Origin of the sequence: Janthinobacterium sp. PSPC1-1, from assembly GCF_049897625.1 — a bacterium.
Classification (GTDB): domain Bacteria; phylum Pseudomonadota; class Gammaproteobacteria; order Burkholderiales; family Burkholderiaceae_D; genus Janthinobacterium; species Janthinobacterium tructae.
The window spans coordinates 118,172-134,891 of record NZ_JAFCWP010000005.1 but is presented as its reverse complement, the minus strand read 5'-3'; the positions used below and the strand labels follow the sequence as shown (position 1 = coordinate 134,891).

Genomic DNA, 16,720 nt, shown 5'->3' with positions numbered 1-16,720 from the left:
AATAAAGCTCCGATTGTATCTTGTTGAGCCATGGCAATACCAGGATTGCAACACTAGATACCGCCTCCTAATGCATTCATCAAGGAAACGTACAGATCCAGTTCGCGCGCTCCATTTTGCGCCTGCTGCTGTTCTTCTGCCAGCAGCGCCACTTGCGTGTTGAGCATGCTGATGGCGTCGCTCATGCCCGCCTTGTAGGCTTTTTCGGCCAGGTCGCGCGCGCGCTGTGCCGTGGCCAGCGCCTGCACGGTCAGCTGGTGCTGCTTTGCCAGCGACTGGGCGCGGGTGACGGCGTTGGCGACGTCCGACATGGCGTTGATGACGGTGGCGTTGTACTGCTCCACGGCGCCGTCGTACACGGCCGTCTGGCTGCCCAGCTGGGCGCGCAGGCGGGCGCCCGCAAAGATGGGCAGGCTCAGCGCGGGCGAGGCGCCGCGTACCTGCGAATTGGCATCGAGAAAATGGCTGAAACCGAAGGCCTGGAAGCCGGCAAAGGCCACCAGGTTGACGTTCGGGTAAAACTCGGCCTTGGCAGAGTCGATGCGCTGCGCCGCCGCTTCGACTCTCCAGCGCTGGGCGGCGATGTCGGGGCGGCGGCCGATCAGGTCGGCCGGCAGGGCGGCGGGAATGGCCAGCGGCTGGTCCAGGCGCAGCACGGGACGCGTGAGCGCCGCGCCGGCGACCGGACCCTTGCCCGCCAGGGCGGCCAGCTGGTTGCGTAGCAGGGCCAGCGACTCGGCCGACTGTTCCAGCTGGCGGCGGCCGGCGGGCAGGGTGGTTTCGATCTGCGCCACGTCAATATCGGTGCCGATGCCGGCGGCCTTGCGCTGGCGCGTGATGTCGAGGATGCGGGCGCGCTGCGCCAGGCTGCGTTCGATCACGTCCTGCAGCTGGAATTCATACGACAGCTGGATGTAGGTGCGTACCAGCGCCGTTTCCAGGGCCAGGCGGGCCATCTGTGATTCGGCCGATGCCATCTGCACGTCGCCCAAGGCGGCGGACAGGGCGGCGCGGTTGCGGCCCCACAGGTCCAGGTCGTACGACGCGGTGACGGTGGCCTGGTTGCGCCAGGCGTAATTGCCGGCTAGCGGCGCCGGCGTGCTGCCGTGCTGCGAATACAGTTCGCGGTTGATGGAGACGGATGCGTCGGCCTGCGGGCGGGTCTTGTCTTCCGCCGCGCCGGCCAGCGCCTCGGCCTGGCGCACGCGCGCCTGGGCGCCGCGCAGGGTGGGGCTGTCGGCCAGCGCCTGCTCCATCAGACGGTTCAACTGGGGGTCGTGCAAGTCTTGCCACCATTGCGTGCGCGGCCATTGGATGGCGGCGCTGGCGGCGGCATCCATGGCTTGGCTCGCTTGCAGCTTGTTGGCGTCGAGCATGGCCGATTGCGGCGCGATATGGCCCATGTCGGCGCAAGCGCTCAAGGCAAGGGTCAGGCTGGCGGCAAGCAAACGGCGGTGCAGGGACATGCAGGGACTCCGGGAGAGATAGTGTTGGGGGTGCTGTTGGGGTATCACAGCTCGCCGCGGGAGCTTCGGGAGTGGCCCGAGTGCTGCGCCGCAACTGAGGTGTGTTACTGACTTACTGAAACCGGCTGACTGGTTTCTTATTGCACGACGTGCTTGGTCGTTTGCGCGACATCAAAGTCCGCTTCCGTTTGCGGGATCAGGCCAGCCTTGCGGGCGGCGTAGAACTCGGCCATGACTTGTTCGCGCGTCACCTGACTGGCGGCGGTGGCCGGCGTTTTCGGGTAGTCGACTTCGCTGGTGACGATTTCGCCGGCGTTGCGGGCACGGATGTATTCGGCCGTGACGTCGGCGCGCGTGAGTTGCTGGCTGGCAGCGGCTGGCGCGGCGCTTTGGGCAAAAGCCGAAGTAGCGGTGGTGATGGCAAACAATGCTGCGATGAGTGATTTGGCTTGCATGATAAGACTCCAATATGTGCATGATGGCTGGGTGGATGGGCCGGCTCGCCACGTACCGGTCGGTTCGGTGGCAAGGCGCTGATGGGCGCCGTGCCGCCGATGAAGCAATTTCTGGATGAGAAGATGCTTACTTGGATTAACTATAGCAATGAATAGTACATTTGTGAAGTAATTTATGAAAATAGTTGTGCGATGCCGCAATTCCCCGGGGAAAATGCCGTGCAGGCGTGCGCCGCTGGCCGGTCCAGGGGAGTAAGCTGGTTTTTTGATCAACGGGAGTCAGCCATGAGCAACAGCACACTCGATCCGGACAATTTGCCCGTCACTCCCGACCGCGTTCTGGGCAGCGGTCACGGCAAGGGCGCGCTGGGACCCAGCGACAGTTCCGACAGCGGCAGCGACATGCAGGGCGTGCCTGGCCAGGATGCGGAAGAGCTCGAAAACGACAGCGATGCGGCCGGCACGGGCGAGCGGGCCGGCGTGGAGCCGCACAACGGGGTAGCCGATGGCGGCGACATCGACGTCGATCATGTGGAAAGCCTGGCGCCAGTGCCGCCGGCAGAGAAGGCTGAGGACGAATTGCCTCCACGAAGTACTGTCTCTCCTGCGCCATCAGCGTAAAATGCAGGCAAGGCGGCGTGCGCGCCGCCATGGCCAGCCGGCCGGCACAGGATAGGATGTCAGAGGATGCAAACGCAGATGTCGGAAGAGAAAGAAAAAGACGTGATGTCGATGTACCGCGAGACGCGGCCGCGCGAGTTTTTTGGCGAAAAAAGTAACACCAATCACCTGGCCTGGAGTGTGCTGGTGATGTTGCTGGCGCTGGCGTTCTGGCTCGTCGTGGCCCTGGCGGCGGCGGAAAACCAGCGCTATGCCCTGGCAACGAAGGCGTGCCAGGATCGCGTGTTTCCTGCGGAAATCGACGCGTCTTGCCTGAAGCAGGTCAAGTCGCGCGATCACTGGTGGCAGCATGTGGGCCATGCGCTGGTGCGCATGGGCGCCTGAGCCGGGCGCAAGCTGGCTGAACGACCTGGCTGAACCCCACGGCGGCGAAGGCTGCTGCGGTGATGGAGCGATAGTGCGGGAGGCGCCATGCCACGCGATCACTCGCGCGAGCAGCCGCAATGGCTGCTGGCGCGCCACAGTGCCTTGACGGCGCGCCAGTTGCTGCGCGCCTATGGCTTGCTATGCCTGTTTTCCCTGACGATCGCCGCCGCCTTTGCGCTGCGCGGCCTCTGGACCATTCCCGTCTTTTCGGTCGCCGAACTGGGCCTGGTGGCCATCGCCCTGCTGCATTACCTGCGCCATGCGCGCGACTATGAACACATCGCCCTGCGCGACGGCGAGCTGATCATCGAACAGGTCAGCGCCGGCCACTGCCGGCGCCACCATTTTTTGCCGTGGCGCACGCGCATCGATGTGCCGCAGTGGCCGCGCCAGTTGATACATATCAACGATACCGGTGCTGGTGGGGCGCAGGTGGACGTGGGCGTGTACGCCACGCCCGAACGGCGCCGGCAGGTGGCGCAGGAACTGCTGGCCCTGCTGCCACCGCCACTGTCGCCGCCGTGAATGCCTTACACGGCCCGCGACGGGCCTTCCCATAGATTGATATGGCCTTCGCGCGCCTGCACGTCGATGGCGGCCAGCTCGTCGGCCGTGAACGTCAGTTGCTGCAGTGCGGCCACGTTTTCGCGGATTTGCGCGCTGCTGCTGGCACCAATCAGGGTCGACGTGACGCGGGGATCGCGCAGCACCCAGGCCAGCGCCATCTGCGCCAGGGTTTGCCCCCGCTGGGCGGCAATCTGGTTCAGGGCGCGCACGCGGGCCAGGTTTTCCGCGCTTAGGTGCTGTTGCGTCAGCGAACCGCCGCCAGGGCGGTTGACGCGCGCATCCTGCGGCACGCCGTCCAGGTACTTGTCGCTGAGCAGCCCCTGCGCCAGCGCCGTGAACGTGATGCAGCCCATGCCTTGCTCTTGCAGGGTGTCGAGCAAGCCGTCTTCCTCGATCCAGCGGTTGAGCATGTTGTAGGCCGGCTGGTGGATCAAACACGGCACTTTCCATTCTTTCAGCAGGGCGGCCGCCTCGGCCGTCTTTTGCGGCGAATACGACGACAGGCCCACGTACAGCGCCTTGCCCTGCTGCACGGCGGTGGCCAGTGCGCCCATGGTTTCTTCCAGCGGCGTGTCGGCATCGTAGCGGTGCGAGTAAAAGATGTCGACATAGTCGAGGCCCAGGCGCTGCAAGCTCTGGTCCAGGCTGGCCAGCACGTACTTGCGCGAACCGCCGCCCTGGCCGTACGGACCGGGCCACATGTCCCAGCCCGCCTTGGTGGAAATGATCAGTTCATCGCGGTACGGCAAAAAATCGTCGCGCAGCAGCTTGCCGAAATTGCTTTCCGCGCTGCCATACGGCGGGCCGTAGTTATTCGCCAGGTCGAAATGCGTGATGCCCAGGTCAAATGCGGTGCGCAGCATGTCGCGCTGCGAAGCCAGATTGTTGCTGTCGCCAAAGTTGTGCCACAGCCCCAGCGACAGCAGCGGCAGTTTCAACCCGCTGCGCCCGCAGGTACGGTATGGCATGCTGTCGTAGCGGTTCTCGGCGGCGTTGTAGGTCATGGCATCTCCTTGTCAATGAATCGCCTATTTTGGCGCAAAATCAAGGCGTGCGTGCGTGCGCCTTGCGCGCGACGGGACGCGCCTTACAATAGGCGTTGAGGAATCTCGCAAGGAGCGATCATGGAAATCGAATTGAAATTGTTGCTGGCGCAGGAAGATGCCTCGCGCCTGCGCGCGCACCCGTTGCTGGCGCAGTCTGCGCAAGGACCACTGGTGCTGCAGATGCACGATATCTATGTCGATACGCCCGATTTACAGCTGTGCCGCCACCAGGCGGGCTTGCGCGTGCGCCAAGTGGACGGGCGCTGGGTGCAAACCTTGAAGGCGGGCGGCAATGTCAGCGGCGGCTTGCACAGCCGCCATGAATGGGAAGACGACGTGCCGGGGCCGCAACCGGATCTCGCCGTGCTCGACTCTGCCATCGGCCGCAAGCAGCCCATCCGTGCGCTGCTGCGCCAGGATGCCATCCGCGACGCCTTGCGGCCCGTGTTTACCACGCGCATCGAGCGCACCGTATGGCAGCTGCACACGCCGCAGGGCGACCAGATCGAATGCGTGCTGGACCAGGGTGTCATTGAAAGCGGTGCGGACGGTGCCGATGGTGCCAATGGTGTCGTACACAGCGTGGCCGTCAGCGAGATCGAGCTGGAGTTGAAGCAAGGGCAGGCCGCCAGCCTGTTCGACGTGGCGCTGGCCTTGCTGCAGGAGGTGCCGCTGCAGCTGGGCCACATGAGCAAGGCGGAACGCGGTTACCGCCTGGTCGCGCAGCAACCCTTGCGCGCCGTCAAGGCGCAGCCCCTGGCGCTGGACGCAGCGATGTCGGTGGAGCAAGCGTTCCTGGCCATCGCCGGCAATTGCCTGGAACAGGTCAGCGGCAACCAGGATGGCGTGGCGGCGGGCGCGGATGTGGAAAGCGTGCACCAGATGCGCGTGGGACTACGCCGTTTGCGCTCGGCGCTGGGCATGTTCAAGTCCCTGCTGGCGCTGCCGGACACCTTGAAGAGCGAACTCGACTGGCTGGGCGGCGCGCTGGGCGAGGCGCGCGACTGGGATGTGTTGGCTGGCAATACCCTGGCGCAACTCGATGGCGAGGCGCAAGCCGATGCGGCGGCGCTGGCAGCGGCGGCGCACGCGCAGGCACGCCTCAAGCACATGCAAGCCGCCCGGGCCGTCACCTCGGCGCGCTGCACGGCTTGCATGCTGGGCTTGCAGCGCTGGCTACAGGCGCGCGCCTGGCGCGACAGTTGCTCCATTCGTCAAGTGCGGCGCCTGGACGCGCCTGTCTGCCCGTTTGCCCGCGCTACCCTGCGCAAGGATTTGCGCCGCCTGTTAAAGCGGGGAAAAGACTTGCCGCAACTGGCGCCGCCGGCGCGCCACCGGGTGCGCATCGCGGCCAAGAAAGCCCGCTATGCCACTGAATTTTTTGCCTCCTTATATGACGCCGGGCAAGTCCGGCACTACGTGAAGCGACTGTCCGTCTTGCAGGACGAGCTGGGCTGGCGCAACGATATCGAGGTGGCGGACGGTTTGCTGCGCGCGCTGGCCGAAATGCAGCCTGATCTGTTGCCGCAGGCCGCCTATGTGCGCGGCTTCCTGGCGGCGCAATTGCAGGGCGGTGCAGGCAAGGTGCTGGCGCGGCCATGGCGGCGCTTCGCGGCCGCCCCTTTGCCGTCGAAGGGCAGCAGCGGGAAGGCATGACAAGCTTGGCGTGCCTTCCAGCCTGTCCCCACCGTTGAATTCATCTGCCGCTGGCACTTCTCACGAGCGCAGACGGCGTTGATCGTCGTCGCATGGAGCAGGAAGCGAGCGGCGTTGCACAAATTTTTCCAGGTCCGTGAGCGTCAAGGGGCGGCTGAAGAAGTATCCCTGATAGGCGCGACAACCATAGCGCGCCAGGAAATCACGCTGTGCCTGCGTCTCGACGCCCTCCGCGATGACTGCGATGTTCAGGCTGCGAGCCAGGGCGATGATGGTTTTGGCGATCGATGCGTCGCTAGGGTCATGCGTCACGTCGCGGACAAAAGACTTGTCTATTTTTAACTGGTCCAGCGGCAAGCGCTTGAGATAGGCCAGGGAAGAATAGCCTGTGCCAAAATCGTCGAGCGAAAAACCGACGCCGTGCGCTTTGATTGCGGACATCTTGGCGATCACGCCGCCGACGTCGGATACCAGCAGGCTCTCGGTCAGCTCCAGCTTGAGACGATGTGGGTCGGCGCCGCTGCAGGCCAGGGCGAACAGCACCTGATCGACAAAATCGTCCTGGTTGAACTGGCGTACGCTGACATTGACCGCGATGCTCAGATGGCGCATGTCGGGCTGGCCGGCCCAGGCGACCAATTGTGCGCAGGCCGTTTCCAGCACCCATTGTCCCAGCGGCAGGATCACGCCGATTTCTTCGGCCAGCGCAATGAAGTCGCTTGGCGGCACCAGTCCGCGTAGCGGGTGTTGCCAGCGTACCAGCGCTTCGACGCCGGTAACGCCCCCATGGTGGTCGATTTGGGGCTGGTAGTGGAGTATCAACTGCTGGCATGGAATGGCGTCGCGCAAGTCCGTTTCCAGCGCGGCCCGTTCCAGCATGGCCACCTCCATGGCGGGATCGAAGAAGCGCAAGGCATTGCGTCCCACCGCCTTGGATTTGTACATGGCCAGGTCCGCCTGCTTGAGCAGATCGTCGATGCTGGTCAGATTGCCCATGAAGAGCGTCGCGCCGATACTCGAGGTGCTGCGGTGGGTAACCTGGTTGAGCCAGTAGGTCTGGCTCAGTTCCTGCAGTATCTTGTTGCCGACGATATCGACCTGGGCCGCCGCCTGTTCCGCATTCACATGCAGGTCCGTCAGCATGACGACGAACTCATCGCCGCCCAGGCGGGCCACGGTGTCGCCAGCGCGCACGCAGCCGACCAGGCGCCGCGCGACTTGATTGAGCAAGAGGTCACCCATGTCGTGCCCAAGCGTGTCGTTGAGTGTCTTGAAATTGTCCAGATCGATGAACAGGACGGCGCCATGGTTGCCGCTGCGCAGGCTGGTCTTCTTCGCCTGCTTCAGACGGTCCAGCAGCAAGATGCGGTTGGGCAGCTTGGTGAGTTGATCGAAGAAGGCCAGTTGCTGTATTTGCTTCTCTGTCTTCTTGCGCTCGGCCCGCCGCAAGCGGTGCCGTTTTTGTATGATCAGCAGCCCGAGCGTGCTGAAGATGGCGACCAAACCGAACAGGACGCTTTGCGCATACAAGCTGTGGCGCCACGGCGCGAACAAGACCTCGGTATCGCGGCTCACGGCGATGCGCAGCGTCGTGCCGAAGAGGGCCGCGCTCGATGGCACATGGCGCTCGGCGACCATGCGCTGCTTGTCGGCGCGTGGTAGCCCGGGCATCCGCGCGTCCGTCCGGCGCGAAGAGGCCAGGTACAACTGGCCGTCTTCGCGTGAGATCGAGCTATGCACATCGCGCGCATACCGAATCGAATCGAGCAGGTCGGAGAAGTAGGCGGGCGCCAGGCTGACCATGACGATGCCGCCAAAGCCGCCCTGAAACCCGCTGATGCGGCGGCACAGGCTGATCGTGCCGGGAGCGGCGGTGTTGCCAGGCGGCGCGCTAACGTGCAGCAATTGCGGATCGGCGAGTCGCATGGCTTTCTGGAAGCAATCGTTTTGCCGGAAGTTTTTGTCCGCCATGCCGGCGTCGCTGCCCGCCACCACCTGCCCGTCAGGACCGATGACCAGGATGGGGCGGATGCCGATCAGCGCATCGTTGATCACTTTGAGCGAATGATTCACCCGCCGCAGGTGATCGCCTTGCGCCTGCCAGGCCGCCAGTTCGTCGATGATGCTGTCGATCACGCGCTTGCTCAACTTCAATTGCGGCGTTAAATTCTTTTCCACGATTTCCGCCTGCATCGCCAGTCGCTCGTGTTCCTGAGTATCAATCCGGTGATATTCCTCGTACTGGGTGAATCCAATGAAGCCGGCGAGTGCCGACAACACCATGGCGTGGATCAGCCATTGCTGGAAAAAGTGTTCATTTTTAATGTGCTGCGGTGCGGACATGGAAGGTAGGGGGAGGTTCTGGCGCGGCAGCCCGTTGCCACTGGCTTGCTTTGGCCAGGATGGCCAAATGCTTTTGTTGCAAATGAGAAAGTGTAGCGGGGCATGCATAAGCAAAATGTAAATTGCTTGGTCGCGCACGTAAATGTTTCGTAAATTCCGGACATATCGTCCCGCTGCGCATTTGCATGCGCAGTGCCAGAAGGGGGATCTATCTGGCAGGCGCACAGTGACGGCCTGGTCCAACTTGGCCTGCGTTACACGCTGATGTGGATCATGCGTTCACATGTAAAAAAGGAAGTTATTACCTTTCGGTAAAAACTTCCTTTGGGAAAATATGACAATTTTCATGTCATATTTTCATGTCAAAATCTCGTTGACGTTGACAAGAGAAACGCGCTTACGCGAAGTTCTTGGCAACGAATTCCCAGTTGACCAGGCCCCAGAACGTTTCCACGTACTTGGCGCGCAGGTTGCGGTAGTCGATGTAGTAGGCGTGTTCCCAGACGTCGCAGGTCAGCAATGGCTTGTCGCCGGTGGTCAAAGGGCAGCCGGCGTTCGAGGTGTTGACGATGTCGACGGAGCCGTCGGCTTTTTGCACCAGCCAGGTCCAGCCCGAACCGAAGTTGCCCACGCACGACTTGGTGAACTCTTCCTTGAACTTGTCGAACGACGACCATTTGGCGTTGATCGCGTCAGCCACGGCACCGGTAGGAGCGCCACCGCCGGCCGGCTTCATGCCGTTCCAGTAGAAGGTGTGGTTCCATACTTGCGCTGCATTGTTGAAAATGCCGCCCGACGATTTCTTGATGATGTCTTCCAGCGACAGGTTCTCGAACTCGGTACCCTTGATCAGGTTATTCAAGTTGGTGACATACGCCTGGTGATGCTTGGCATAGTGGTATTCCAGGGTTTCTTTCGAAATATGCGGCGCCAGAGCGTCCATTTCATACGGCAGTGGTGGCAGAGTATGTTCCATGTGATGTCCCTTTATGGTGAGTGTTCGGAGTCTTCCGGCCCGGGCCGGAGGGTTGAGCCTTGCGTGCTTGAACCAAGCATTCTTGCTGAACGAGCCACTATTGTAAAGCGGATGCGCCATTGCTGCAGATTCCCACACGCGTCGCAGATGCCGTTGGCGTAGTGATTCTCGTTTAGCTTGAATCGGGCGCTGTGTGCCCATCCGCAAGCCTCAGCGGATGCGGCGCGTGGTTTCCCTGACGATCAGTTCCAGCGGCGGAATGGCCGCCTGCACGGCTTCGCCATTGATCAGTCCGAGCAGCGCTTCGGTGGCGATGCGGCCGATGTCGTACAGGGGCTGGTGGATGGTCGTCAGCGGTGGCGTCGTGTAGGACGAGCCGGGCAAGTCATCGAAACCCACGAGCGAGATATCGTCGGGCACGCGGATGCCCTTGCGGTACAGGCACAGGCGCACGCCGTAGGCGGACAGGTCGTTGGCGGCAAAGACGGCGCTGAACTGCTGCTGCGTATCGAACAAATGGTTCATGGCCAGCATGCCGCTTGCCTCGTGGAAATCGCCTTCCACCATCAGCTTCGGATCGATGGCGATGTCCGCTTCGCGCAGCGCGCGCTGGTAGCCCGTCAGGCGCTCGGCCGCATCCGTGTTGTTGGCCGGGCCCGAGACAAACGCGATGTGGCGGTGACCCAGTTCCACCAGGTGGCGCACGGCCAGGTAGGCGCCGTATTCGTTGTCGAGCTTGAAGCCGATGGCGCTTTTCGTGGCCAGCAGGCGGCCCGTCGAGACGATCGGACGCTGCTGCGAGAAATCGAGCACGCTCTGGTCCGAGATGCGCCCGGACAGCAGGATGATGCCGTCGACCTTCCGCGCCAGCAGCAGGCGGATGCGGTCGGCCTCTTCCTGCGCATTCCAGTGCCCGCTGACGATGACGGATGCGTAGCCCGTGTCTTTCAGACCATCGTCCACGCCGCGCAGGCTTTCATCGAAGAAGGGGCTGGAAATATCCTGCACCACGATGCCGATGGTCATCGAGCGCCCCTTTTTCAGGCCCTGCGCCATCTGGTTCGGCGCAAATTTCATGTGCGCGATGGCCGCCAGCACGGCGTCGCGCTTGTCGTCGGACACCTTGGCCGTGCCGTTCAGGATGCGCGAGACGGTGCTGGGCGACACGCCGGCCTGGCGGGCCACGTCGAGCAGGGTGGAAGGGGGAGCAGCGTGGGCGCTATCGTTCAAGGTGATTCCTGAGTATCAAGATGGCTGGTTGTCAGTGCTCTGAAAACCTTTTCATTGAAAGATTACCATAAATGGCCGCAAGGCCGTGGGTCGGCGCTTGAAAACGTTTTCACAAAAAACAACGGCGGCTCAAATGACGAATTTTTGCACTTTTTCATAGGAGAACCCGCGCCACGGCGTGCAGCTTGCCACGCTGCCCTCAATAAAAATGACAACTTTTTCGGTTGACTTGATTTTCTTTGCGGTGTTAAATGGACACATGTTGTGAAAACGTTTTCAAGATAGAAGACGCTCAATAAACGGAGATGAAATAATGAAGTCAAGCATCCTTGGCGCCGCCCCCCTGGCCGCGCTGACCCTGGCCGCCGGTGTGGCCGCCGCGCCCGCAGCCGTCCCGCCGGCCGCCGTCCTGCCGGCGCTGGCCCCGGCGACCATCACTGTCGCCTCCTTCCCCGACCTGGACCGCGCCGTCAAGACGGCCTTGCCCCTGTGGGAAAAGCTGTACCCGCAAGTGAAGGTCAAGCTGGTCAGCCTGCAGATCGACGACCACCATAACTCGATGACGACGGCGCTGGCGGCCGGCGCGCGCCTGCCCGACGTGATGGCCATCGACTTCCGCTATGTCGGCAGCTTCGCCGAATCGAAGGGTATGGAAGATTTGCTGCAACCGCCGTACAGGGCAGGGCAGTACCGCGCCCAGTTCGTGCCGTTCACCTTCGTCCAGGCGACCAGTTCGCGCGGCACCCTGGGCGCCATGCCGGCCGACCTGGGGCCGGGCACCCTGTTCTACCGCAAGGACTTGATGGACAAGGCGGGCATCAAGGAGGCCGACTTGACGGCCTCGTGGGAGTCCTACATCGCCGCCGGCAAGAAGCTCAAGGCCGCCACCGGCACCTATCTGCTGGCCGGCGCCAGCGACCTGGCCGACATTTATATACGCGCCAATCTGAAGGATGGCGAAGGCATTTACTTTGGCGACAAGGGACAGGTGCTGGTCGACTCGCCCCGTTTCGTGAAAGCCTTCGAACTGGCCAAGGCGGCGCGCGTGGCGGGCATCGACGCGCGCACCGTGGCGTGGACGGGCGAGTGGGCCGAAGGCTTCAAACGCGACAAGGTGGCCAGCCAGATGATGGGATCGTGGCTCAGCGGCCACCTGGGCAAGTGGCTGGCGCCGGCTTCCGCCGGCCAGTGGCGCGCGGCGAACTTGCCGGCCGGCGCGCTGGCGTCGTATGGCGGCTCTTTTTACGGCATCCCGAAAAAGGCCAGCAACAAGGTCCAAGCCTGGGAATTCATCAAGTTCATGACGGTGAACAAGGATATCCAGCTGCACTCCTTGAAGGAAATCGGCGCCTTCCCGGCCCTGAAGGCGGCGTATGCGGACCCGATGATGGACGAGCCGCAAGCGTATTTCGGTGGCCAGAAGACGCGCCTGCTGGCGCGCGACACGGCGGCGAAGATTCCCGTCATCCGCGTCGACAAGTTCGACGCCGTGGCGCGCGACATCGTCAACATGGAACTGGAAAGCGTGCTGGCGCAAAACAAGGATATCAAGACGGCCCTGGCCGACGCCAAGGCCCTGATCACCCACCGCGCGCGGCGCTAGGAGCAGCATGACTACCTCCATGCCTTGTACCGAGGGCGCGCCCGCTGCTGCAGCGAGGCCCGCCAGAAAGCGCTTCAACATGAAGCAGTGGGCGCCGTACATCTTCATTAGCCCCTTCTTCATTTTGTTCGCCGTCTTCAGCCTGTTTCCGCTGCTGTTTTCCATCTATTTGTCGTTCAACCAGTGGGAAGCGGCCAGCGGCGTGGAAGCCATGCAGTGGGTGGGGCTGGATAACTATAAATATGCCTTGAGCGATCCGTGGTTCTTGCGCTCGCTGGGCAATACCGTGTGGCTGGCGCTGGCCTCGGGCGTGCCGCAGCACCTGGTGGCCATTCCGCTGGCGGCCTTCATCCACAACAGCTTCAAGCGCTCGCGCAACCTGGTGATCGGCATTTACTTTTTACCGTTCATCACCTCCAGCGTGGCCATCGCCATGGTCTTCAATACGCTGTTTTCGCGCGACTATGGCCAGATCAATGTGCTGATCCAATGGTGCGCCAGCCTGCCGCTGGTGGGCGGCCTGTTTCCCGCCGAATCGATCGACTGGCTGGGCAGCTCGCTGTTCATCAAGCCGGCCGTCGCCTTCGTGATTTTCTGGCGCTACCTGGGCTGGAACCTGGTGCTGTACCTGTCCGCGCTGCAGGTGATCCCGAAGGATTTATATGAGGCGGCGACCATCGACGGCGCCTCGAAACGCCAGCAATTCTGGTACATCACCCTGCCGCAGCTGCGCCCCATGATCTACCTGGCCGTCACCTTGACCATCATGGGCAATCTGCAGCTGTTCGAGGAACCGTTCGTGCTGGTGGCCGAATCGAGCGGCGTGAGCCAGTCGGTGATGACGACTGCCATCTTCGTCTACAAGACGGCGTTTTCCTCGGGCGACTTCGGCACGGCGTCGGCCATTTCCTGGCTGCTGTTCCTCATCATCGCCAGCACCACCTGGGTGAATAACCGCATCTTCAGCCGCAACGAGCGCAGGGAGGCCAAATGAAAACTACCCGCTGGACAGCCTACGCCATGGTGGCCATCGGCGCCCTGATCATGGTCGCGCCGTTTTACTTCATGTTCGTCTTTGCCACGCACACGAGCGCCGAGATCTACAGCCTGCCGCCGCCGCGCTGGTTCGGCACGGCCCTGCTCAACAACATCGAGCTGCTGCAGGAGCGCCTGCCGTTCTGGCGCAATATCGGCATCAGCCTGTACGTGGCCCTGATGACTACCGCGCTGACTTTATTCTTTTGCTCGCTGGGCGGCTATGCGTTCGCCATGTACGAGTTCCGCTTCAAGCGGCCCTTGTTTACCCTGGTGATGGCGTCGATGATCATCCCGTCGTTCATGAACATGATCCCGACCTTCATGCTGATGGATTTCCTCGGATGGCTGGACCAGCCGCGCGCCCTGTACGTGCCGGGAGCGGCCGGCGCGCTGGGCATTTTCCTGATGCGCCAGTACATCGGCACGGCGATCCCGAAGGACTTGATCGAGGCGGCGCGCATCGATGGCTGCGGCGAATTCGCCATCTACTGGCGTGTCGTGCTGCCGCTGATCGGCCCCGCCATGGGCACCCTGGGCCTGATCACCTTCATCAACTCATGGAACAATTTCATTACGCCGCTGGTGGTCATGCGCTCGGTCGAGAACTATACGATCCCGCTGGCCCTGCGCAGCATGCAGGCACCGAACAACACGGAGTGGGGCGCGCTGATGACGGGTGCCGCGATTGCCGTGCTGCCGCTGCTGCTGATGTTTTTTGTTGCCTCGAAGCGTCTGATCGAGGGCCTGACGCAAGGCGCCGTCAAAGGCTAGCACTCTCTTTAATCCACTCACACTGACATGACCACCATGCATAACGACGACACCGATACCAACTTTCCCGCCACCTTCACCTGGGGCGTGGCCACCAGCGCTTACCAGATCGAGGGCGCCGCCGCCATCGACGGCCGTGGCCCGTCCATCTGGGATACCTTCAGCCATGCCGACGGCAAGATCATCGATGGCAGCAATGGCGACGTGGCCTGCGACCATTACCACCGCTATGCCGACGACGTGGAGCTGATCGCCAAGCTGGGCGTGAACGCCTATCGCTTTTCCATGTCCTGGTCGCGCGTGCAGCCGACGGGGTCCGGCGCCTGGAACGAGGCCGGCTTCGACTTTTATGCGCGCCTGCTCGACGCGCTGGCCGCCAAGGGACTCGATGCGCACCTGACCCTGTACCACTGGGACTTGCCGCAAGCCTTGCAGGACGAGGGCGGCTGGCTCAATCGCGCCACCTGCTACCATTTCGCCGCCTACGCGGCCGAGGTGGCGCGGCGCTTCGGCCACAAGGTCGCCAGCATCGCCACGCACAACGAACCGTGGTGCACGGCCGTGCTGGGCCACGGCACGGGCCAGTTCGCACCCGGCATGGCCGACCCGGCCGCCGCCGTGCAAGTGTCGCACCACTTGTTGTTGTCGCACGGTCTGGCCATGCAAGCGATGCGCGCCGTGAATGTGCCGGCGAAGCTGGGCATCGTGCTCAATCAATGGACGGCCACGCCGGCCACCGACAGCGCCCAGGACCGCGAGCTGGCCGACCTCGAATATGCACGCTCGGTGCAGTGGTATATGGACGCCATCTTCAAGGGTCGCTACCCGGCGCTGGCCCTGAAACATCCAGATGCTTCTGCTTTAGCTATCTTTGAAAACGATTTCATAGATATCAGGCAGCCCATCGATTTCCTCGGCGTGAACTACTACACGCGCGCTTTCATGAGCGCCGAGACTCCGCCGCGCAAGCCCGAGTGCAAGCTCGGCGTCAACGACATGGGCTGGGAGACCTATCCGCAAGGCTTGACGGAGCTGCTGGTGGGCCTGCACCGCGAGTACCGGCTGCCCCCCGTCTACATCACGGAAAACGGCATGGCCGTGGCCGACAAGCCCGTCGACGGCAAGATCCACGACGAGCCGCGCATCGAATACGTGCAGCTGCACCTGGACGCCTTGCGCGCCGTGATCGCGCAGGGCATCGACGTGCGCGGTTATTTCTACTGGAGCCTGATGGACAACTTCGAGTGGAACTCGGGCTATGCCAAGCGCTTCGGCATGCTGTACGTCGATTACGCCACGCAGCAGCGCAGCTTCAAGGACAGCGCCCTGTGGTACCGCGATTTTATTATCGCCCAGCGCGCGTCCCATGCCGTTGCCCTGGTCGGGGAGCACTGACATGGCCGCCATTTCCCTACGCGGCATCCGCAAGACCTACGGCGACGGTCCGGAAATCGTCAAGGGCCTGGACCTCGATATCCATGACGGTGAATTCATGGTCTTCGTCGGGCCGTCCGGCTGCGGCAAGTCGACCCTGCTGCGCATGATCGCGGGACTGGAAGACATCAGCGCGGGCCAGCTGCGCATCGGCGACCTGCTGGCCAACGACGTGGCGCCGGCCGAGCGGGGCATCGCCATGGTCTTCCAGAGCTACGCCCTGTATCCGCACATGACGGCGCGCGACAACATGGGCTTTGCCCTCAAATTGGCCGGTAAACCAGAAGCCGAGGTGCGCGCGGCCGTCGGCAAGGTGGCCGAGATTTTGCAGATCACGCACCTGCTCGACCGCAAACCCAAGGCCTTGTCCGGCGGCGAGCGCCAGCGCGTGGCCATCGGCCGCTCCATCGTGCGCCAGCCCAAGGTGTTTTTGTTTGACGAGCCGCTGTCCAACCTCGATGCATCGCTGCGCGTGCAGACGCGCATCGAGCTGGCCAAGCTGCACCAGGAACTGGGCACCACCATGATCTATGTGACGCACGACCAGGTCGAAGCCATGACCCTCGGTGACCGGGTCGCCGTCTTCCACGGCGGCCACCTGGAGCAGGTGGGCGCGCCTTTGGCCCTGTACCGCCATCCGGCCAGCCAGTTCGTGGCCGGCTTCATCGGCGCCCTGCGCATGAACTTTTTGCCGTGCGCCGCCGTCCCGGCCCTGGCCAGCCAGCTCGGCGGCGCGGCGGGCATGCTGGTCGGCATACGCCCCGAGCACCTGCGCCTGGTGCCGCGCAATGAGGGCTACGGCGCCACGGTCACCCTGATCGAGCAGCTGGGCGATGCGCAGATCATCCACGCGACGCTTGACGATCGCATCGACGGCGGCCCGCATGCGGTGGCCATCAAGCTGCATGGCGAGGCGCGCCACGCGCTGGCGCAGGGCAGCGCCATCGGCTTCGCGCCGGAAGAGGGCCATGCCTTTCTATTCGACACGGCCGGGCGCGCCGTGGCCACCCATAGACCCCGCACGGAGGCGACATGACTTCAGATTGACACCCAAAAAATGTGCAGCAGTAGCCAAAGAGCTATGTGAT

General features: G+C 62.9%; 15 protein-coding genes. 9 read left to right on the top strand and 6 right to left on the bottom strand.

What is annotated here, in order from left to right; all coding sequences use genetic code 11:
* Positions 1 to 53: 53 nt before the first annotated feature.
* Together ACP7EG_RS17205 and ACP7EG_RS17200 are read right to left on the bottom strand one after the other, a co-directional pair.
* On the bottom strand, positions 54 to 1,466 hold the full coding sequence (locus tag ACP7EG_RS17205) for an efflux transporter outer membrane subunit (RefSeq protein ID WP_426088599.1): 1,413 nt from the start codon (positions 1,464 to 1,466) through the stop codon (positions 54 to 56).
* Between the two features lie 137 nt (positions 1,467 to 1,603).
* Complete coding sequence (locus tag ACP7EG_RS17200; RefSeq protein WP_426088598.1) at positions 1,604 to 1,921, bottom strand: DUF4148 domain-containing protein; 318 nt, start codon at positions 1,919 to 1,921, stop codon at positions 1,604 to 1,606.
* Positions 1,922 to 2,206: 285 nt separating this feature from the next.
* Between ACP7EG_RS17200 and ACP7EG_RS17195 the strand changes: the two genes are divergently transcribed.
* From ACP7EG_RS17195 to ACP7EG_RS17185, 3 genes are all read left to right on the top strand, one after another.
* Positions 2,207 to 2,542, top strand: a complete 336-nt coding sequence (locus ACP7EG_RS17195; protein WP_426088597.1) for a hypothetical protein — start codon at positions 2,207 to 2,209, stop codon at positions 2,540 to 2,542.
* 66 nt (positions 2,543 to 2,608) lie between these two features.
* Positions 2,609 to 2,926: a hypothetical protein gene (locus ACP7EG_RS17190; RefSeq protein WP_426088596.1), complete on the top strand. Its 318-nt coding sequence runs from the start codon at positions 2,609 to 2,611 to the stop codon at positions 2,924 to 2,926.
* Between the two features lie 87 nt (positions 2,927 to 3,013).
* The gene (locus tag ACP7EG_RS17185) at positions 3,014 to 3,493 is read left to right on the top strand and encodes a DUF2244 domain-containing protein (protein ID WP_426088595.1); all 480 of its coding nucleotides are present in this window, start codon (positions 3,014 to 3,016) and stop codon (positions 3,491 to 3,493) included.
* A 5-nt stretch (positions 3,494 to 3,498) separates the two neighbouring features.
* Here ACP7EG_RS17185 and mgrA read toward each other — a convergent pair whose 3' ends face one another.
* Positions 3,499 to 4,539, bottom strand: a complete 1,041-nt coding sequence (gene mgrA, locus ACP7EG_RS17180) for an L-glyceraldehyde 3-phosphate reductase (RefSeq protein ID WP_426088594.1) — start codon at positions 4,537 to 4,539, stop codon at positions 3,499 to 3,501.
* A 120-nt stretch (positions 4,540 to 4,659) separates the two neighbouring features.
* Here mgrA and ACP7EG_RS17175 point away from each other — a divergent pair, with 120 nt between their 5' ends.
* Positions 4,660 to 6,237: a CHAD domain-containing protein gene (locus ACP7EG_RS17175; RefSeq protein WP_426088593.1), complete on the top strand. Its 1,578-nt coding sequence runs from the start codon at positions 4,660 to 4,662 to the stop codon at positions 6,235 to 6,237.
* A gap of 60 nt (positions 6,238 to 6,297) precedes the next feature.
* Here the strand turns inward: ACP7EG_RS17175 and ACP7EG_RS17170 are convergent, their stop codons facing one another.
* The 3 genes from ACP7EG_RS17170 to ACP7EG_RS17160 all read right to left on the bottom strand — a co-directional run bounded on the left by ACP7EG_RS17170 (position 6,298) and on the right by ACP7EG_RS17160 (position 10,786).
* Positions 6,298 to 8,823: a putative bifunctional diguanylate cyclase/phosphodiesterase gene (locus ACP7EG_RS17170; RefSeq protein ID WP_426088592.1), complete on the bottom strand. Its 2,526-nt coding sequence runs from the start codon at positions 8,821 to 8,823 to the stop codon at positions 6,298 to 6,300.
* Between the two features lie 154 nt (positions 8,824 to 8,977).
* Entirely contained in the window at positions 8,978 to 9,556 is a 579-nt protein-coding gene (locus tag ACP7EG_RS17165; protein WP_096234329.1) for a superoxide dismutase, read from the bottom strand.
* 210 nt (positions 9,557 to 9,766) lie between these two features.
* Positions 9,767 to 10,786, bottom strand: a complete 1,020-nt coding sequence (locus tag ACP7EG_RS17160) for a LacI family DNA-binding transcriptional regulator (protein WP_426088591.1) — start codon at positions 10,784 to 10,786, stop codon at positions 9,767 to 9,769.
* A gap of 313 nt (positions 10,787 to 11,099) precedes the next feature.
* Here ACP7EG_RS17160 and ACP7EG_RS17155 point away from each other — a divergent pair, with 313 nt between their 5' ends.
* The 5 genes from ACP7EG_RS17155 to ACP7EG_RS17135 are packed head-to-tail and all read left to right on the top strand — an operon-like array spanning position 11,100 to position 16,668.
* Positions 11,100 to 12,389: an ABC transporter substrate-binding protein gene (locus tag ACP7EG_RS17155; protein ID WP_426088590.1), complete on the top strand. Its 1,290-nt coding sequence runs from the start codon at positions 11,100 to 11,102 to the stop codon at positions 12,387 to 12,389.
* Positions 12,390 to 12,396: 7 nt separating this feature from the next.
* Positions 12,397 to 13,383: a carbohydrate ABC transporter permease gene (locus tag ACP7EG_RS17150; protein ID WP_426088589.1), complete on the top strand. Its 987-nt coding sequence runs from the start codon at positions 12,397 to 12,399 to the stop codon at positions 13,381 to 13,383.
* Positions 13,380 to 14,198, top strand: coding sequence for a carbohydrate ABC transporter permease (locus ACP7EG_RS17145; RefSeq protein ID WP_070282696.1), 819 nt, complete (start codon positions 13,380 to 13,382; stop codon positions 14,196 to 14,198). Before ACP7EG_RS17150 ends, ACP7EG_RS17145 begins: the two co-directional genes overlap by 4 nt.
* A 27-nt stretch (positions 14,199 to 14,225) precedes the next feature.
* Entirely contained in the window at positions 14,226 to 15,593 is a 1,368-nt protein-coding gene (locus ACP7EG_RS17140) for a GH1 family beta-glucosidase (protein ID WP_426088588.1), read from the top strand.
* A gap of 1 nt (position 15,594) precedes the next feature.
* The gene (locus tag ACP7EG_RS17135) at positions 15,595 to 16,668 is read left to right on the top strand and encodes an ABC transporter ATP-binding protein (protein ID WP_426088587.1); all 1,074 of its coding nucleotides are present in this window, start codon (positions 15,595 to 15,597) and stop codon (positions 16,666 to 16,668) included.
* The last annotated feature ends 52 nt before the right edge of the window (positions 16,669 to 16,720 follow it).

Bases quoted from the DNA above. Each gene is read 5' to 3' on its own strand.
- ACP7EG_RS17205 (WP_426088599.1), bottom strand. From the start codon at position 1,466: ATGTCCCTGCACCGCCGTTTGCTTGCCGCCAGCCTGACCCTTGCCTTG.
- ACP7EG_RS17200 (WP_426088598.1), bottom strand. From the start codon at position 1,921: ATGCAAGCCAAATCACTCATCGCAGCATTGTTTGCCATCACCACCGCT.
- ACP7EG_RS17195 (WP_426088597.1), top strand. From the start codon at position 2,207: ATGAGCAACAGCACACTCGATCCGGACAATTTGCCCGTCACTCCCGAC.
- ACP7EG_RS17190 (WP_426088596.1), top strand. From the start codon at position 2,609: ATGCAAACGCAGATGTCGGAAGAGAAAGAAAAAGACGTGATGTCGATG.
- ACP7EG_RS17185 (WP_426088595.1), top strand. From the start codon at position 3,014: ATGCCACGCGATCACTCGCGCGAGCAGCCGCAATGGCTGCTGGCGCGC.
- mgrA (WP_426088594.1), bottom strand. From the start codon at position 4,539: ATGACCTACAACGCCGCCGAGAACCGCTACGACAGCATGCCATACCGT.
- ACP7EG_RS17175 (WP_426088593.1), top strand. From the start codon at position 4,660: ATGGAAATCGAATTGAAATTGTTGCTGGCGCAGGAAGATGCCTCGCGC.
- ACP7EG_RS17165 (WP_096234329.1), bottom strand. From the start codon at position 9,556: ATGGAACATACTCTGCCACCACTGCCGTATGAAATGGACGCTCTGGCG.
- ACP7EG_RS17155 (WP_426088590.1), top strand. From the start codon at position 11,100: ATGAAGTCAAGCATCCTTGGCGCCGCCCCCCTGGCCGCGCTGACCCTG.
- ACP7EG_RS17150 (WP_426088589.1), top strand. From the start codon at position 12,397: ATGACTACCTCCATGCCTTGTACCGAGGGCGCGCCCGCTGCTGCAGCG.
- ACP7EG_RS17145 (WP_070282696.1), top strand. From the start codon at position 13,380: ATGAAAACTACCCGCTGGACAGCCTACGCCATGGTGGCCATCGGCGCC.
- ACP7EG_RS17140 (WP_426088588.1), top strand. From the start codon at position 14,226: ATGACCACCATGCATAACGACGACACCGATACCAACTTTCCCGCCACC.
- ACP7EG_RS17135 (WP_426088587.1), top strand. From the start codon at position 15,595: ATGGCCGCCATTTCCCTACGCGGCATCCGCAAGACCTACGGCGACGGT.